The organism is Novosphingobium meiothermophilum (assembly GCF_003171715.1).
Lineage (GTDB): Bacteria > Pseudomonadota > Alphaproteobacteria > Sphingomonadales > Sphingomonadaceae > Novosphingobium > Novosphingobium meiothermophilum.
On the sequence record NZ_QGHL01000020.1, the window covers coordinates 136,189 to 150,999 of the forward strand.

Here is a 14,811-nt window from a genome sequence, read left to right on the forward strand (position 1 = left end):
GGAAATCAGGAGAGCAGCGCGAGGGTTCGTTCAAAATCCGCCTGCCATGCAATCCCGGCGTGGTCGAGCCAGCTGTCGTCATAATAGGTATCGGTGTAGCGCAGCCCGGAATCGCACAGGATCGTCACGATCGATCCGTCCTGACCTGTGGCCGCCATTTCCTGCGCCAGCACAAGGCAGGCATGGATGTTGGTGCCAGTCGATCCGCCCACAGGCCTGCCGATCCGCGCGGCGATGGCCCGCATGGCTCCGATAGATACTGCATCGGGGACTGCGATCATCCGGTCAATCACTTCCGGAAGAAAGGATGGCTCCACCCGCGGACGGCCGATCCCCTCGATCAGGCAGCACGCCCCTGGCGGGGGGGCGGTCACGCTTCGGTCGGCGTGATGGCGGTGAAACACTGATCCTTCCGGGTCGGCCACGCACAGCCGCGTGGCATGGCGGCCATAGCGGATGAACCGCCCCAGTGTGGCCGATGTGCCGCCCGTGCCTGCCCCGCAGACAATCCATGCAGGAACGGGATGATCTTCCTGCGCCATCTGCTGGAAGATCGACTGCGCGATATTGTTGTTACCGCGCCAGTCGGTTGCGCGCTCGGCAAATGTGAACTGATCGAGAAACAGGCCCCCGGCTTCAGCCGCAAGCCGCTCTGCCGCAGCATACATTTCCGCCGCCGTGTCGACCATGTGAACGTCGCCGCCGTGGAAGCGGATGGCAGCGATCTTGGCGGGCGAGGTGCTTCGCGGGATCACCGCCACGAACCGCAGGCCGATGAGCCGCGCGAAGTAGGCTTCCGATACGGCAGTCGAACCGCTTGTGGCATCCACCAGCAGGGTATCGGGACCGATACGGTTGTTGCACAGCCCGTAAAGGATCAGCGACCGCGCCAGACGGTGCTTCAGGCTGCCTGTCGGATGCACGCTCTCGTCCTTGAGATAGAGCGTGATGCCCCGAAACTTCGGCAGTTCCACACGGATCAGATGCGTGTCGGCAGAACGGTTGAAATCTGCCTCGATCCGGCGCACCGCCTCGTCGCTCCAGACCCTGCGCTGGTCAATCATCCTGTTCTCCTGCAACAAATGCACCAAGGCATCTAGCCGTTGGGGTGATAGAAGTCATAGACCGTCTGCGCCACGGCCGCGCTGACACCCGGAGCGCGCTGGAGATCGTCGAGACTGGCGGCGCGCACCTTGCCTGCGGTGCCGAAGTGCAGGAGCAAGGCGCGCTTGCGCGCTGGGCCAATGCCGGGAATCTCGTCGAGCGGGCTGGCGGTGATCGCCCGGCTGCGCTTGGCCCGGTGGGCACCGATGGCAAAGCGGTGCACTTCATCGCGCAGGTTCTGCAAATGGAACAGGACCGGCGAATTGACCGCAAGCATCTTCTCGCGCCCGTCCGGGAAATGGAACACCTCGCGCCCCTCGCGCCCGTGATGCGGTCCCTTGGCAATGGCAATCAGCGGCACGTCCTCGATGCCAAGCTCGCTGAGCGCGTCCTTCACTGCGTTCAGCTGGCCCTTTCCGCCATCGATCAGCACCAGATCAGGCCACGTGCCGCTCTCCCGGTCGGGGTCTTCTTCCTGCGCCTTGCCGAAGCGCCGGGTCATCACTTCGCGCATCATGCCGAAATCGTCATCGGTCTGCGCCGCCTTGATGTTCCACTTGCGATACTGGCCCTTCACGAACCCGTCCGGCCCCGCCACGATCATCGCGCCGAGTGCGTTCGTGCCCTGAATGTGGCTGTTGTCATAAACCTCGATGCGCTGCGGGACATCGGGCAGTTCCAGAAACTCGGCCAGTTCGCGCATGACTCTGGCCCTGGTGCCGCTTTCCGCCATTCGCCGCTCCAGTGCTTCGGCGGCATTGCGCTGCGCCTGTTCCATCAGTCGCCGCCGGTCGCCCCGCTGCGGCACCGAAATCTCGACCTTCCCGCCCGCGCTTTCGTGCAGCGCCTCGGCCAGCAGGTCCGCTTCCGGCAATTGCCGGTCGACCAGAATCAGGCGGGCAGGCGGCACTTCCTCGTAGAACTGGGCCAGAAAGCTGGTCAGCACCTCTTCCTCGGCAAGACCATCGGTGTGGCTGGGGAAAAAGGCCCTGTGCCCCCAGTTCTGCCCGCCCCGGATGAAGAACGCCTGCACCGCCACCTGCCCGCCCTTAACCGCCATGGCGAAGACATCGGCATTGCCCACGCCTTCGGCGTTGATGGCCTGACTGCCCTGAATGAAGGTGGCCGCGCGCAGGCGGTCGCGCAGCATGGCCGCCCGTTCGAAATCCAGCGCTTCGGCGGCCGCGTGCATCTGCGCCTCGATCTCGCGCTGGACGGCGCTGGACTTGCCGCCGAGGAAATCCTTGGCCTGACGCACAAGTTCGGCATAGTCGTCCTGCGAAATGCGGTCCACGCACGGGGCCGAGCAGCGACGGATCTGGTAGAGCAGACAGGGTCGGTCACGCCGGGCCATGAAGCCATCGTTGCAACTGCGCAGCAGGAACAGTTTCTGCAAGGCGTTGATCGTGGTGTTGACGCTGCCCGCGCTGGCAAAGGGGCCATAATAGTTGCCCTTCGCCTTGCGCGCGCCCCGGTGCTTCTGGATGCGGGGAAAATCGTGATCGCTGCGCAGAAGGATGAACGGGAACGATTTGTCATCGCGCAGCAGCACGTTGTAGGGCGGGCGGAACCGCTTGATGAGCTGCGCTTCCAGCAGCAGCGCTTCCGCCTCGGAATTGGTCGTGACAATGGTCATCTCGCGCGTCTGGCTGACCATGCGGCGCAGGCGGTTGGGGAGGCGGTCAACCTGCGTATAGTTGGCCACCCGGTTCCTGAGCGCGCGGGCCTTGCCCACGTAGAGCACATCGCCGCGCGCATCGAGCATCCGGTAAACCCCCGGTTTGGGTTTCAGCGTCTGCACGGTTTCGCGGATTACCGCCACGCCGCGTTCCAGATCGGGGCGGTCCGAACCGCGCACGGTGGTTGCCGCGCGCTCCTCGTGAAAGCGCTCGGTATCGCGGTCAGGCGGGGTGGCGGGAGGGCGGGCCATGGTGCGTTCCAGATAATCGCTGCGCAGGCGCTGGCAATGGCGGCAAGGCGGCTTTCCCCAAGCCTGACCGCAGCATGCAATGCACTTCCGGCCAGCGCCGCCCGTCGATGCACCCATCAGGGTTATCCCGCATGGTCCGTTTCGGCGGTTTTAGCCGGAGCCGGGCCAAAGAAGATGAATGATCGGGAAACCATCAGGCTCCTTTGGTTCGCGCCGGGAAACCGTCATGCCCGGCCGTCGCGCCGATGCGCGGGTGCGGCTGCACCTGCCGGCGCGGCTTGTTCTGCTGACCGGGACAATGGCCTGCATTCTGGAAGACCTGTCCGTGACCGGTGCGGCCGTGATCGTGCAGGATGCGCTGCCCGCGCCCGGCGCATCGGCCATTCTCCAGTGCCAGCATATCGAGGCATTCGGACAGGTGCGCTGGGCGCGACACGGACGCTGCGGGCTGATGTTCGACGACAAGCTGCCGCTGGCTAAGGTCGTCGCGCTGCGCCATGTTGCCGATACGTTCGAGGTCAGCGAACGCCAGCGCAATCTGGAACGCGCCCGCGCATGGGTGCAGGGCCATTCGCGGGTGCTCTGAAACCGCGCCCGCCGCTTCAGGACAGCTTGCACCTCAGAACTGTTTGCGGAACTCCAGTTCGAAGACCGCGCCACGCGGATCGAGGAACCCCGGCTGATAGCGCAGAGGCACGGCCCCGCTGTCATCGGTCACGCGCTGCTGCGCATTGAACAGATTGTCCGCCGAGAGCGAGATGCGCGAGCCCTTGAGGAAGGGCACCTTCTCCACCAGTTTTTCCTTGCGTCCCAGATCGGCAAACAGCCGCAGGTTGAACATGGCGATCGGGGCAAAATGCAGCGCGGTTGATCCCGGCGCGCCACTCGCGTCAATGCGGGCGCCGCCGGTGTAAGTGCCGCTCACCCGCAGGCCGAAACCGCGGTAGAAACCGCCGCCTTCCAGTTCCATGCCATGCCGGGCCACCGCGCCGGAAAGCGCCTGCCCGCCAAGCTGGTCGAGCACGGCCGTGCCTTGACCGATCTGCACCGTCTGGTCGAAGCGGATGGTGTGGAAGAGCGAAAGATTCCAGCGGCCGCGCCCGTCCGAATTGAACCCGCCGGGTCCACCCCTGAACCCGCCCATGCGCGGCATTCCCGCGCCGCCGCCCGCGGAAGGGGGACGCATCCCCCCGCCCGGTCCAGCCCCCATGCCGGGCCCACCGCCAGGGCCGCCCGCTCCCGGAGGCCCGCGCCGTGCCGAAGCATCGGGCTTGCCGAAGCTGCCCGAAAGGTTGACGCCCTGGCGCAGGCGTGAGCTTTTCTCTTCGGCAAAAGTCACCGCACGCTGATCGACGGAGATGATCCGCCCGTCGGCATCGCGCACGACCCGCCCCGGAAATGCCGCCTCGACTTCCGGCGTCAGCAGCGGGAATGCGTTGGTGGTATCGTTCGACCGGTTGCGGAAGTATTCCGCCACGAAGGTCGAGTTTGCGAGGAAGGGCAGGTTCCATGTCGCGCCGAACTTCCAGTCGCGCTGGCGCTCTTTCAGCAACCCCGGATTGCCGCCGGTGATGACGGTTGCCAGCACTGTCTCACCCCGGCTGAAATCGAACACGGCAACATTGGGTGTCACGATGGTCGGCCCGCCAAGCTGAGTAAGCGTGGGCGCCTTGTCCGCTGCCACGTAGCTCGCCTGAAGTGTCAGCTTTTCGGTGGGCGACCATGTCAGCCCGCCGCCCCAGTTATATAGCGTGCCGAAATCGGACAGACGGTGCACCTCGGCATTGGCGTTGAACGAGAGATCGCCCAGCGTCGCACCGAACGCTTCCTTGCGGCTGGTGATCGGCAGGTCGATGCTGAAACCGGCCTGCGCATCGCCACGCTTCAGCCTTACGGTCCCCTGCTGGGTGCGGGTGTCATTGCTGCGGATTCCCGCGTAATCGAACCCTGTCTTGACCGTGAGCGAAACCTCGCCGCCCGGAAGGCGCAGCGGCCTGCCGCTGATCGTGGCAAGGCTCGTCAGCGAATCCGTCTTGGCAAGCGCACGGTCCGCCGGCACCGCTACGATTCCGGCAGCAGGAAGGGTGCCGCCTGCCGCCAGCGCGCCAGAACTCACAAGGGATTGCAGGCCGGAAAGATCGGCCCGGTTGTCGATGGTGCTGCGCGTCTCGACATGGCCGCCGTCTGCCGTCACCGCCAGCAGCCATGCTCCCAGCGGCTTGTTGAGCGCGGCGCTCGCCTGCAAGGTGGTGGTGCGGCGCTGCGTTGTCAGCGGGCGCGGATCAAGCGTCGTGCGCGTGAAGCTCCCTTCACCATCGGTCAGGGTCACGCCGTTCAGCCCGTTGAGTGTGCGCGAATGGTCCTGCTGCGCAAGCATGTTGACCGTCAGCCCGGCGCCCCCGCCCAGCGCGCGTGCCAGCGTGGCGTTGATCTGCGCCGAACGTGTATCGCCAAGCAGCGTGCGATAGGCCGCCGGATCGGGATCTGCGGCAACGCGCGTGCCTGCCGTGGGCGGCTGGATTATGCCGCGCTCGGCCTCGGTCAGGGGGCTGGCGTCTTCCAGTTTGGCAACGACGTTGATGCGGTTGTTCCCCGCGATCTTCGTCAGCGTGAACTCCTGCTCCCACTCGGCAAAGCCGCCACTGGCCGGAAGGCGAAACTCCGTGTCGGTGCCAAGGCTGCTGAAGTTGTCCTTGAGAATGAAGTTCACCACCCGCTGATCGGGGCGATAGCCGTATTTCAGCGCGACCTCTTCGGGCAGGACTTCGACCCGGCGGATGGCTTCGGGTGGAAGCCCGCGCAACTCGCGAAAGCCTGATACGCGCATTCCGTTGACCAGCACGATCGGCATTCCGCCCGAACGCCCACGCCCTGATGAGGTCTGCGGCGACAAGGCCGCCAGAAGTTCCTGGATCGAACCGGCACCGTAGGAAGCGATCGCTTCCTCGTCGAGCACGGCGATTGGCGGCAGGGCGGTTTCCACCTGCCCCTTGAGCCGGGTGGCGACAACCACGATCTGCCCCGGCCGTGCAGGCATGTCGTCGGTGGTTTCCTCATCCTCGACCATGGCCGCACCTGTTGCATCGCCTGCCGCCGATCCTGCGTCCTGCGCAAGAGATGGCTGGCTTGCTGCCATGGCCATCGAAATACCTGCCAGCGAGGCAGCCGAATTGATCCGCACGTCCGACTTTCCCTGAAAATGTCACTCGCGGCCTCAACGCCGCCATTCCGACCGCACCGCTCGCCAAACCGGCGCGCCGTGGCAACGCCCAAATGGTAACAGTTTGTCGCACTGCAACATGAATTGCGCCATCTGAACCAAAGCCCAACGACGCGCGGGCCGCACGAAGCAGCCCGATGGTGCGTCCCCCTTTCCTTTTTCGGTCGGCAAGGCTATGGGCGCGGGGAAGTTCAAGCATGGCGCCCGCGCCCGGCGGCACATGCGATCAATCCGGGCGTATCAGCAAAAGGCATCCGAACCCGCCGATGGCGAAAGAAGAACTCCTCGAAATGCGCGGTCAGGTGGTGGAACTCCTGCCCAACGCAATGTTCCGCGTCCGCCTTGAAAACGACCACGAAATCCTCGGCCACACGGCAGGCAAGATGCGCAAGAACCGCATCCGCGTTCTGGTGGGTGACGAAGTTCTGGTCGAACTCACCCCGTATGACCTGACCAAGGGGCGCATTACCTACCGCTTCATGCCCGGTCGCGGCGGTCCCGGCGGCTTCTGATGGCGGGCGAAGCCCCGCCAGAACCATCCACGTCCACCCCGTGCATCCCCGCAACCGATGGGGCCATCGATCTGGTGCTGGCCTCCGCCAGTCCCCGTCGGCTTGAACTGCTTGGCCGTCTTGGCCTTGCCCCTTCCCGCATTGTCGCAACCGACATCGACGAATCCCCGCTCAAGGGTGAGCGACCGCGCCAGCACGCAGTGCGCCTTGCCGCAGAAAAGGCCCGCGCCGCAGCGGCCATGGCCCCCGGCGCGGTGATCCTTGCGGGCGATACCGTCGTGGGTGCAGGCGCGCGCATTCTGCCCAAGGCCGAAGATGAGGCGACCGCGCGCCAGTGCCTTGCCCTGCTTTCGGGGCGCCGCCACCGTGTCTATTCCGCTGTTGCCCTCCTCACTCCCGATGGTTCGCTGCGCGAGGCGCTGTCGGAAACGATCGTGCGCTTCAAGCGGCTTTCGGCAGAGGAAATCGATCACTACATCGCCAACGGCGAATGGCAGGGCAAGGCTGGCGGCTATGCCATTCAGGGCAGCGCCGAGGGATTCTGCAACTGGCTTTCCGGCAGCCATTCCGGCGTGATCGGCCTTCCCCTGTTCGAGACCCGCCGCCTGCTGCGTGCCGCGGGCCTGCCGGTCCGCTAAGGCGGAGCGCTGCGCCATGGCGGCCGAATGGCTTTATGAGGCGGGAATTGCCGAGGAACGAGCGATCCTTACATCGCACGGCCAGATCCTTTCGGCCCGCATCTGCTGGGGTGAAAGGGTGCGTACCGGCCTTGTCGCACAGGCGCAGCTTGTGCGACGCCATCAGGGCAGCAGACGCGGCCTTGTCCGTCTTGGTGATGGCCACGAGGCGCTGATCGACCAGCTCCCCCGCGAAGCGACCGAAGGGGCGCGGCTGATGGTGCGGATCGTGCGAGCTGCCATTGCCGAGAAAGGGCGAACAAAGCTGCCCGTGGCGCGCCCTGCGCCGGGCGAATTGCCCCGCCCCGCCCCCACTTTGCGCGAGGAGATCGAAGCATCCGGGGCGGCGTTGCGGGCCTTGCCCGTCACCAGCCCCGAATTTGCCGAACACGGCTGGGATGAACTGGTTGAACAGGCCCGGAGCGGCGAGATCGCCTTTGCGGGCGGCTCCATCATCATCAGTCCCACACCGGCGATGACACTGATCGACGTTGATGGCGCGCTGCCCCCGCTCAAGCTCGCGCTTTGCGCGGCGCCTGCCATTGCCGATGCGCTGCACCGGCTCGACATCGGCGGATCGGTGGGAATCGATTTTCCCACACTGGCGGAACGGAAGGATCGCCAGCAGGTGGACCGGACGCTTGCCGATGCGCTGATCGACTGGCAGGGCGAACGCACCGCCATGAACGGCTTCGGCTTCGTGCAGCTTGTCTCGCGGCTTGAGCGCCCCTCGCTGCTTGCACGCTTTGCGCGTCATCCCGCCGCCGCTGCCGCGCGCATCCTGCTGCGTCAGGCCGAACGGACAGGCGGCGCGGGCGCGATCCTGCTCACCGCGCATCCGCGCGTGCTGGATGCGATTGATCCGGCATGGGAAGCCGAACTGGCGCGCCGCACCGGCCGCCCGATCCGGCGCCAGGCCGATGCAGGGCTTGCCCTTGGCGGCGGATTTGCACAGGCGATTGCGCCATGAAACCGACCGAAACCAGAATCAGGCGCTGCCCGATCTGCGGCAAGCCCCGTCAGGAAGCGCACAGCCCCTTCTGTTCCTCACGTTGCCGCGACCGCGATCTGGTCCAGTGGCTTGAGGGCGGCTATGCCCTGCCCGGCCGTCCTGCAGGGGAAGACCCGGAAGACTGACGCGCCGGCAAAAAATGTCGCTCAAAGAGGCTTGCCAAGCCGCGCGCGCTTCGCCATAGGCGCGCTTCCGATTGCTGGCTGCCTTGCTGAACAAGGTAAGGATGCCGCAACGCCCGGGTAGCTCAGTTGGTAGAGCAGCGGATTGAAAATCCGCGTGTCGGCGGTTCGAATCCGTCCCCGGGCACCACTCCCCGTGCATCGCCACTCACCCTGAACCCCGCACTTGATCGCGGGCGCAATCCTGCCAGACTTGCCGCTGCTGTTGGCAATGTGAAAAGGGGCAGGCTTGACAAGAGCGCCAAGAAGCGTCTGCGTTGCAGGAGGGACCGGCACGATCGGCCGCGCCGTCGTCGCCGAACTACTGCATCGCGGGGACCGCGTGACCTGCCTTGTGCGGCATGGCCGCGCGCAACAAGCCGCACAGAGACTGCCTGATTTTCCGGCGGGCTGCACGGTGCGCCCGGTGGACTTTTCCGATTCTTCCAGCCTTGACCGCGACGGTCTGGCAGGTGCGCCTTTCGATGCGATCATCTCGTGCCTTGCTTCGCGGACCGGGACACCTGATGACGCATGGGCGGTCGATCATCGTGCCAACCTGAACCTGATGCAGGCTGCTCTCAGCAATCAGGCCACACAATTCGTGCTGCTTTCAGCGATCTGCGTTCAGAAGCCCCTGCTGGCCTTTCAGCACGCCAAGCTGGCGTTCGAGGCCGCGCTTGCGCAATCCGGGATGCGCTATTCGATCGTGCGCCCGACCGCCTTTTTCAAATCGCTTTCCGGGCAGATCGAACGTGTGCGCAAGGGCCGACCGTTCCTTGTCTTTGGCAATGGCGAATTGACTGCCTGCAAGCCGATCAGCGACCGCGATCTTGCACGCTATATCATTGATTGCCTTGATGATACCGATCGGTGGAACCGGATTCTGCCGATCGGCGGCCCCGGCCCGGCCATCACTCCGCGCGAGCAGGGCGAAATGCTGTTCGCGATGCTCGGCAAGCGGCCGCGCTTTCGCTCGATGCCGCTGGCGCTGCTTGATGCGATTGTCGGCATCCTTGGCCTTGGCGGCAGGATCGTGCCTGATCTGGCGAGAAAGGCCGAACTTGCACGCATAGGGCGCTATTACGCCAGCGAATCGATGCTCGTGTTCGATCCCCAGACCGGACGCTATGATGCTGCGGCAACACCATCGACCGGATCGGACACTCTGGCAGACCATTACCGGTCTGTTCTTTCAGGTGCGGCGCGGGTGGATCTGGGCGATCATGCAGTGTTCTGATGCGCTGCAAGGACAACCCTTGAGATCAGCGCGAAATGCCAATCATGGGGTGAAGCGCCCCACCAGAACATTGGCGGCTGCGCTCACATCGGCCCAAGCCTGCTCGAAATCCTCCTCGTCTCCATAATAGGGATCGACCACCGCCGTGCCCTTGCGGCCGGGCACAAGGTCCATCAGCAGCGCCACCTCTGCTGCGTGGCGTGAAGGCGCGATGCGGCGCAAGTCCTTGAGGTTCTGCTGATCGAGCGCGAAGATGTGGCCGAAGCGGAAAAAATCGGCCTCGACCACCTGCCGGGCCTTGTAGCCCGATATGTCTAGGCCATGGCGGCGCACCGTCTGCTGCGCGCGCGGATCGGGCGGGCGGCCCACATGCCAGTTGCCGGTGCCGGCAGAATCGATCGTCAGTGCCACTCCTGCCGCAACGGCCTGTGCGCGCAAGGCTGCCTCGGCCATGGGCGAGCGGCAGATGTTGCCAAGGCAGACGAACAGTATGGATGGCTGACTCACGGGATCACGCTGCCTCGCTGGTTTGACACAACCAATCAGGACCGGATCCTCTCCCGCTGACAGAAGAACATGTTACGTCACGCCTTGTCCAGCCCCTTGCCTATCCGGCCATCATCTCCAGAACCTTGGCGGCAATGCCGTCGCGGCTTGGCAGGGTATGCGTGGCAGCCCTGCCAAGCGGGATGAAGCTGTCGGTAGCTGCCATGCGCGCAATGGCCTTGCCGGATGCCCGTTCGGCAAACAGCGTCATCAGAGCCTCGCTCTGCCCGCCGGTGATGCGGCATTCGTCGACTACCAGCACCCGCCCGCAAGGCCCAGTCGCGGCCAGCACGGCTGCTTCATTGAGCGGGGCCAGCCAGCGCAGATCGATCACCCGGATATTCACGCCTTCCTGCAAGAGCAGCCGCTGCGCCTGAAGCGAAAGGAAAAAGCCATTGCCATAGGTCACGATGGCAAGGTCGGTGCCGTCTCCCGCCACGTTGATTTCGCCGAGTCGGACCGGGTCTTCACCGGGCGGTGCATAGACACTTGCCCATAGGCCATCGCCGGGCGCGTGCAGATCGCGGGTCATGTAAAGTGCGATCGGTTCCACAAAGACAACCACGCGGCCTTCCTCGTGCGCCAGCCGGACACATTCGCGCAGCATTGCCACGGCATCGCGGCCATTGGACGGCACGGCGAGGACAAGCCCCGGCACATCGCGGAAGACGGCCAGCGAATTGTCATTGTGGAAGTGGCCGCCGAACCCCTTCTGATAAGGCAGACCGGCGATCCGCACGACCATGGGATTGGTGAACTGGCCATTGGAGAAGAACGAAAGCGTTGCTGCCTCGCCCCTGATCTGGTCCTCGGCATTGTGGACATAGGCAAGGAACTGGATTTCCGGGATGGGCAGAAGTCCGTTGTGCGCAGCCCCGATGGCAAGGCCAAGAATGGCCTGTTCATCGAGCAGGGTGTTGATGACCCGCGCCGCGCCAAAACGGGAATACAGCTTCTGTGTGGCGGCATAGACCCCGCCCTTCGGCCCCACGTCCTCGCCGCAAACGAAGGCATTCGGGTATTGCAGCAGCAGGTCGGCCAAGGCCCAGCTGATGAGCCTGGCCATGTGCTGCGGCCTTGCCATGGCATCGGCTTCATCGGCAAACAGAGCCGCGCGCGATGAGGATGGCGCAAGCGAGGGGCCGGGGCCGCGCTGCGGCGGCACGATACTGGCCATGACTTCACCTGCATCGCGCAGCTTGGGCCGGACGATGGCTTCGTCCGCGCGGCGCTCCAGCCCTTCGCCGATGGCGTCATAGATCGCCCGCACCCCTTCGGCAGACATTATGCCTTCCTCGATCAGCAAGGCCGCAGTGGCAAGCAGCGGATCGCGCGCTTCTTCGGCGCGCACGTCATCACGGCGGCGGTAGGCAAGCTGCATGTCGTTTCCGGCGTGACCGTAGAGCCGCACCGTCTTCATGTGCAGGAATACAGGCTTGCGCTCGCGGCGAGCAATGCGCTCTGCCTCGCGTGCGCCGCGCAAGGCATCGGCGATGTCGCATCCGTCGCAGGCAATATAGGCAAGCCCCGGCCGGTGCGAAAAATTCGCCTCGATCCAGCCCGGCGGGGTTGGCGTGGAAATGCCGATACCGTTGTCTTCGCACAGGAAGATGATCGGCATGGGGGTGCCCTGAAAGGCGGCCCAGCAGGCGGTATTGAACGCACCCAGCGCGGTGGAGTGATTGGCGCTGGCATCGCCGAAGCTGCACAGGATCACGCCATCACGCGCCAGCACCGTGCCATCAACGCCCATGCGTCGCGCCAGCCCGATGGAGAACGCCGCCCCAACCGCCTTGGGCAGGTGGCTGGCAATCGTTGATGTCTGGGGCGGGATGAACAGGCGCTTCGATCCCAGCACTTTGTGGCGTCCGCCCGAAATGGGATCCTCGGCGCTTGCCACGAAGGACAGGAGCATGTCCCATGCCGGATCCTCTCCAGGCAGCTTTCCGGCGCGGTGAATCTGGAAGGCTGCATCGCGGTAGTGCAGGAATGCCATGTCATCCACACGCAGCACCTCGGCCAGCGCTGCGTTGCCTTCGTGCCCGGATGACCCGATGGTATAGAAGCCTTCTCCGCGCGCTTGGAGCTTGCGGCTCATTCGGTCAAGCTGGCGCGACAGTGCCTGCGAACGGAACAGGGCCTCGGCACGCTCCGCCGTCAGGTTCACGTCCTGAAGCCGAAGGGCCGACCGCCGCGTGGCCGTGCGGTTTTCCAGCGCAGTCAGGAATTGCAGGTGAACCTGCTCGGCGGCATCGATCGACATGGAAACCGGTTTCCCTTGCAACGAAACTCGGTGATAGCCATGCCTTCAGCGCAAGTCCACGATCTCCACCGGCGGCAAGGGGGCTGCGCCGGGCTGTTCGGCCCAGTGCCGAACGTTGAGGACGCCGCCATCAGCCCGCAGTTCTGTCACTCTGGTCGTATCGACTGCTGCAAACACCCACTGCGCCACGCCTTCGGTGCCTTTCGCAAGAACGCCATCCTCCGGCATTGCACGGTCGGGCGGGCCATAGATGGCAGCGGCCCCGCGATTGACATCCACCGCAGGAGACCAGCCGGCCTCACCCACGGTCGGGGACTGCACTGCAAAGCATTGTCCCTCAAGCGCGCGGGCTTGCGATCCGATGCGCACCCGCCAGTAGCCATGCAGGGTATCGGTGCATGATGGCACCAGCAGCACCTCAGCCCCCGCCTCCACGCAGGCGCGCGCAAGAAGCGGAAACTCGCTATCATAGCAGATCGTCACCGCCAGCCGGCCAAGCGCGGTATCGAACACGCGTAGCGCCGTGCCCGGCGCAACGTTCCATTCCTCCCGCTCGAACCGGGTCATCACGAGCTTTTCCTGAACCCCGCTGCGGCCGTTGGGAGCAAACAGCCTGGCCGCATTGCGAAAGCGCCCGTCGGCATCCTTGCGCGGTGCAGAAGCCGCAAGAAGGTGCATTCCGGTGCGCGCGGCCAAAGCAGCATGAAGCTTATCGACCCGCGGTAACAGAGCCGAGACCGTCTCGATCGAAAGTGCCAGATCCCCCATGGTCGCCGGATCAAGGCTGGCCAGTTCCATCGCCCCGTATTCGGGAAAGACCGCAAGCGATGCGCCCGCTTCTGCCGCCTGGTCAACCCAGCGTGTGAGCTTGGCCTCATAGGCATCCCAGTCCGCAAGTCGGTCGATCGGGTATTGCGCCGCCGCGATGGTGAAGCTCACCATTGGCGCAACCAGTATTGCATGGTGTTCACCTGCTCTGCCTCATGGCCGTGTTCCTTCCACGCCAGACTGGTAGTCAGCCCCGGCACCACGGCATAGCCGCGCCGTGTCCAGAAGGCATCAAGCGGGCGGTAATCCGCTGGCCTTGCGGGATGGTCGGTCGGACGGACAACCGCCGCAAAACACGCGGCATTCGCCCCGCAGCGGGTAGCATGCGCTTCACGCTGATCGAAAAAGGCATGACCAATGCCTGCCCCGCGATATTGCGGCAGCAGCACGCTTTCGCCGAAATAGAACAGCCGCGTCGTATCCAGTCCCCGCGCTTCGAAAGGGGCGCGAAACACCGCCTTCTGGTGCATCATCGACGCCGCCGTGGCCGCGCCGACGATCTGCCCGCCATCGAAGGCGGCCACCAGCACCGCATCGGGCGCAGCAGCATATTCGGCCAGATACGTCGCTTCGTATGCCGCGTCGCCGTCATAAAGATATGGATATGCCGCAAAGACGGTGATCCGCAGTTCTGCCAGATCATCCAGCGCGGCCGCGATCTCGGCGCCCGTCAGAGGCCGGACAGTGATGCTCATTTGCCCTCATTCCTGCGCTTCATGCGGCCACCTGCCTCATCCAGTCCGCCAGATTGTAGTGCATGGTCAGGCGCGCGATCCTGCCATTCGCAATCTCCAGAAAGGCACCGGCGGGCAGGACATAGGTCTGCCCGCGTGCTTCGGGCAGACCATCATCGGTTGCAAGATACTGGCCGTGAACCACGAACTCCGCCGCAGCGCGCATCCCATCCTCGCTTGCCATGAGGACGATGTTTTCCAGCCTTTCCTTGTAGCAACGTTCCATGTGCTTCAGGAAATCGGCGAAGGCGGCCTTGCCGATCACCCTTTCGCCCTGATTGATATCGTGGGCGACGTCCTCGCTCAGGCAATCGAGCATTCCCTGCCAATCGCCCGCATTGAAGGCGGCGTAATAGCGGGCCATCAGGGCAATGGCATCGGTGCGGGCGGCAGGGCTGGTCATTGGGGCGATCTCCTCTCGTGTTCTGGTCTAGCCTCTGGCCAGCCTCCGTTCCAGAGCGATGCCGGGCCAGGACGGACAAGGCTGCATTGCATTCCTGCATCCAATTGCACTTTCGTGCCGGTTCGCCTATGGGCCAAGGCAACGCCCCGGCCGAAGCGATGGAGTCGCCTCCAACGTTATG

At 64.6% G+C, this 14,811-nt stretch carries 14 protein-coding genes and 1 tRNA gene; 7 read left to right on the forward strand and 8 right to left on the reverse strand.

What is annotated here, in order from left to right; translation table 11 throughout:
• Positions 1-5: 5 nt before the first annotated feature.
• Positions 6-1,064 carry a PLP-dependent cysteine synthase family protein gene (locus DKM43_RS15435; protein ID WP_109799394.1) on the reverse strand — a complete coding sequence of 353 codons (1,059 nt, stop codon included), beginning with the start codon at positions 1,062-1,064 and terminating at the stop codon, positions 6-8.
• Between the two features lie 32 nt (positions 1,065-1,096).
• Positions 1,097-3,034: an excinuclease ABC subunit UvrC gene (gene uvrC / locus DKM43_RS15440; RefSeq protein ID WP_109799551.1), complete on the reverse strand. Its 1,938-nt coding sequence runs from the start codon at positions 3,032-3,034 to the stop codon at positions 1,097-1,099.
• A 226-nt stretch (positions 3,035-3,260) separates the two neighbouring features.
• Here uvrC and DKM43_RS15445 point away from each other — a divergent pair, with 226 nt between their 5' ends.
• Positions 3,261-3,620 carry a PilZ domain-containing protein gene (locus DKM43_RS15445; RefSeq protein WP_109799552.1) on the forward strand — a complete coding sequence of 120 codons (360 nt, stop codon included), beginning with the start codon at positions 3,261-3,263 and terminating at the stop codon, positions 3,618-3,620.
• 33 nt (positions 3,621-3,653) lie between these two features.
• On the opposite strand, the gene DKM43_RS15450 is transcribed toward DKM43_RS15445, so the two are convergent.
• Positions 3,654-6,215 carry a TonB-dependent receptor domain-containing protein gene (locus DKM43_RS15450; protein ID WP_236632624.1) on the reverse strand — a complete coding sequence of 854 codons (2,562 nt, stop codon included), beginning with the start codon at positions 6,213-6,215 and terminating at the stop codon, positions 3,654-3,656.
• Positions 6,216-6,520: 305 nt separating this feature from the next.
• Here DKM43_RS15450 and infA point away from each other — a divergent pair, with 305 nt between their 5' ends.
• From infA to DKM43_RS15480, 6 genes are all read left to right on the forward strand, one after another.
• A complete protein-coding gene (gene infA, locus DKM43_RS15455; protein ID WP_039338683.1) occupies positions 6,521-6,766 on the forward strand; it encodes a translation initiation factor IF-1 in 246 nt (81 codons plus the stop codon).
• Positions 6,766-7,404 (forward strand): Maf family protein, encoded by a 639-nt coding sequence (locus DKM43_RS15460; RefSeq protein ID WP_109799395.1) that lies wholly within the window; start codon positions 6,766-6,768, stop codon positions 7,402-7,404. Before infA ends, DKM43_RS15460 begins: the two co-directional genes overlap by 1 nt.
• 16 nt (positions 7,405-7,420) lie before the next feature.
• Positions 7,421-8,413 (forward strand): ribonuclease E/G, encoded by a 993-nt coding sequence (locus tag DKM43_RS15465; RefSeq protein ID WP_109799396.1) that lies wholly within the window; start codon positions 7,421-7,423, stop codon positions 8,411-8,413.
• Positions 8,410-8,580 (forward strand): DNA gyrase inhibitor YacG, encoded by a 171-nt coding sequence (yacG, locus tag DKM43_RS15470; protein WP_109799397.1) that lies wholly within the window; start codon positions 8,410-8,412, stop codon positions 8,578-8,580. The genes DKM43_RS15465 and yacG overlap by 4 nt, the downstream gene beginning before the upstream one ends.
• A 111-nt stretch (positions 8,581-8,691) precedes the next feature.
• Positions 8,692-8,767: transfer RNA gene (locus DKM43_RS15475), tRNA-Phe, on the forward strand.
• A 99-nt stretch (positions 8,768-8,866) separates the two neighbouring features.
• Positions 8,867-9,856 (forward strand): NAD(P)H-binding protein, encoded by a 990-nt coding sequence (locus tag DKM43_RS15480; RefSeq protein WP_109799398.1) that lies wholly within the window; start codon positions 8,867-8,869, stop codon positions 9,854-9,856.
• A gap of 42 nt (positions 9,857-9,898) precedes the next feature.
• Here the strand turns inward: DKM43_RS15480 and DKM43_RS15485 are convergent, their stop codons facing one another.
• The 5 genes from DKM43_RS15485 to DKM43_RS15505 all read right to left on the reverse strand — a co-directional run bounded on the left by DKM43_RS15485 (position 9,899) and on the right by DKM43_RS15505 (position 14,630).
• Positions 9,899-10,363, reverse strand: a complete 465-nt coding sequence (locus tag DKM43_RS15485) for a low molecular weight protein-tyrosine-phosphatase (RefSeq protein ID WP_109799399.1) — start codon at positions 10,361-10,363, stop codon at positions 9,899-9,901.
• A gap of 100 nt (positions 10,364-10,463) precedes the next feature.
• A complete protein-coding gene (locus DKM43_RS15490) occupies positions 10,464-12,665 on the reverse strand; it encodes a dehydrogenase E1 component subunit alpha/beta (RefSeq protein WP_201739891.1) in 2,202 nt (733 codons plus the stop codon).
• Between the two features lie 45 nt (positions 12,666-12,710).
• Positions 12,711-13,607, reverse strand: coding sequence for a carbon-nitrogen hydrolase family protein (locus DKM43_RS15495; RefSeq protein ID WP_109799400.1), 897 nt, complete (start codon positions 13,605-13,607; stop codon positions 12,711-12,713).
• Positions 13,601-14,188, reverse strand: coding sequence for a GNAT family N-acetyltransferase (locus DKM43_RS15500; protein WP_109799401.1), 588 nt, complete (start codon positions 14,186-14,188; stop codon positions 13,601-13,603). Before DKM43_RS15500 ends, DKM43_RS15495 begins: the two co-directional genes overlap by 7 nt.
• A gap of 19 nt (positions 14,189-14,207) precedes the next feature.
• Complete coding sequence (locus tag DKM43_RS15505) at positions 14,208-14,630, reverse strand: ketosteroid isomerase-related protein (RefSeq protein ID WP_109799402.1); 423 nt, start codon at positions 14,628-14,630, stop codon at positions 14,208-14,210.
• Positions 14,631-14,811: the final 181 nt, after the last annotated feature.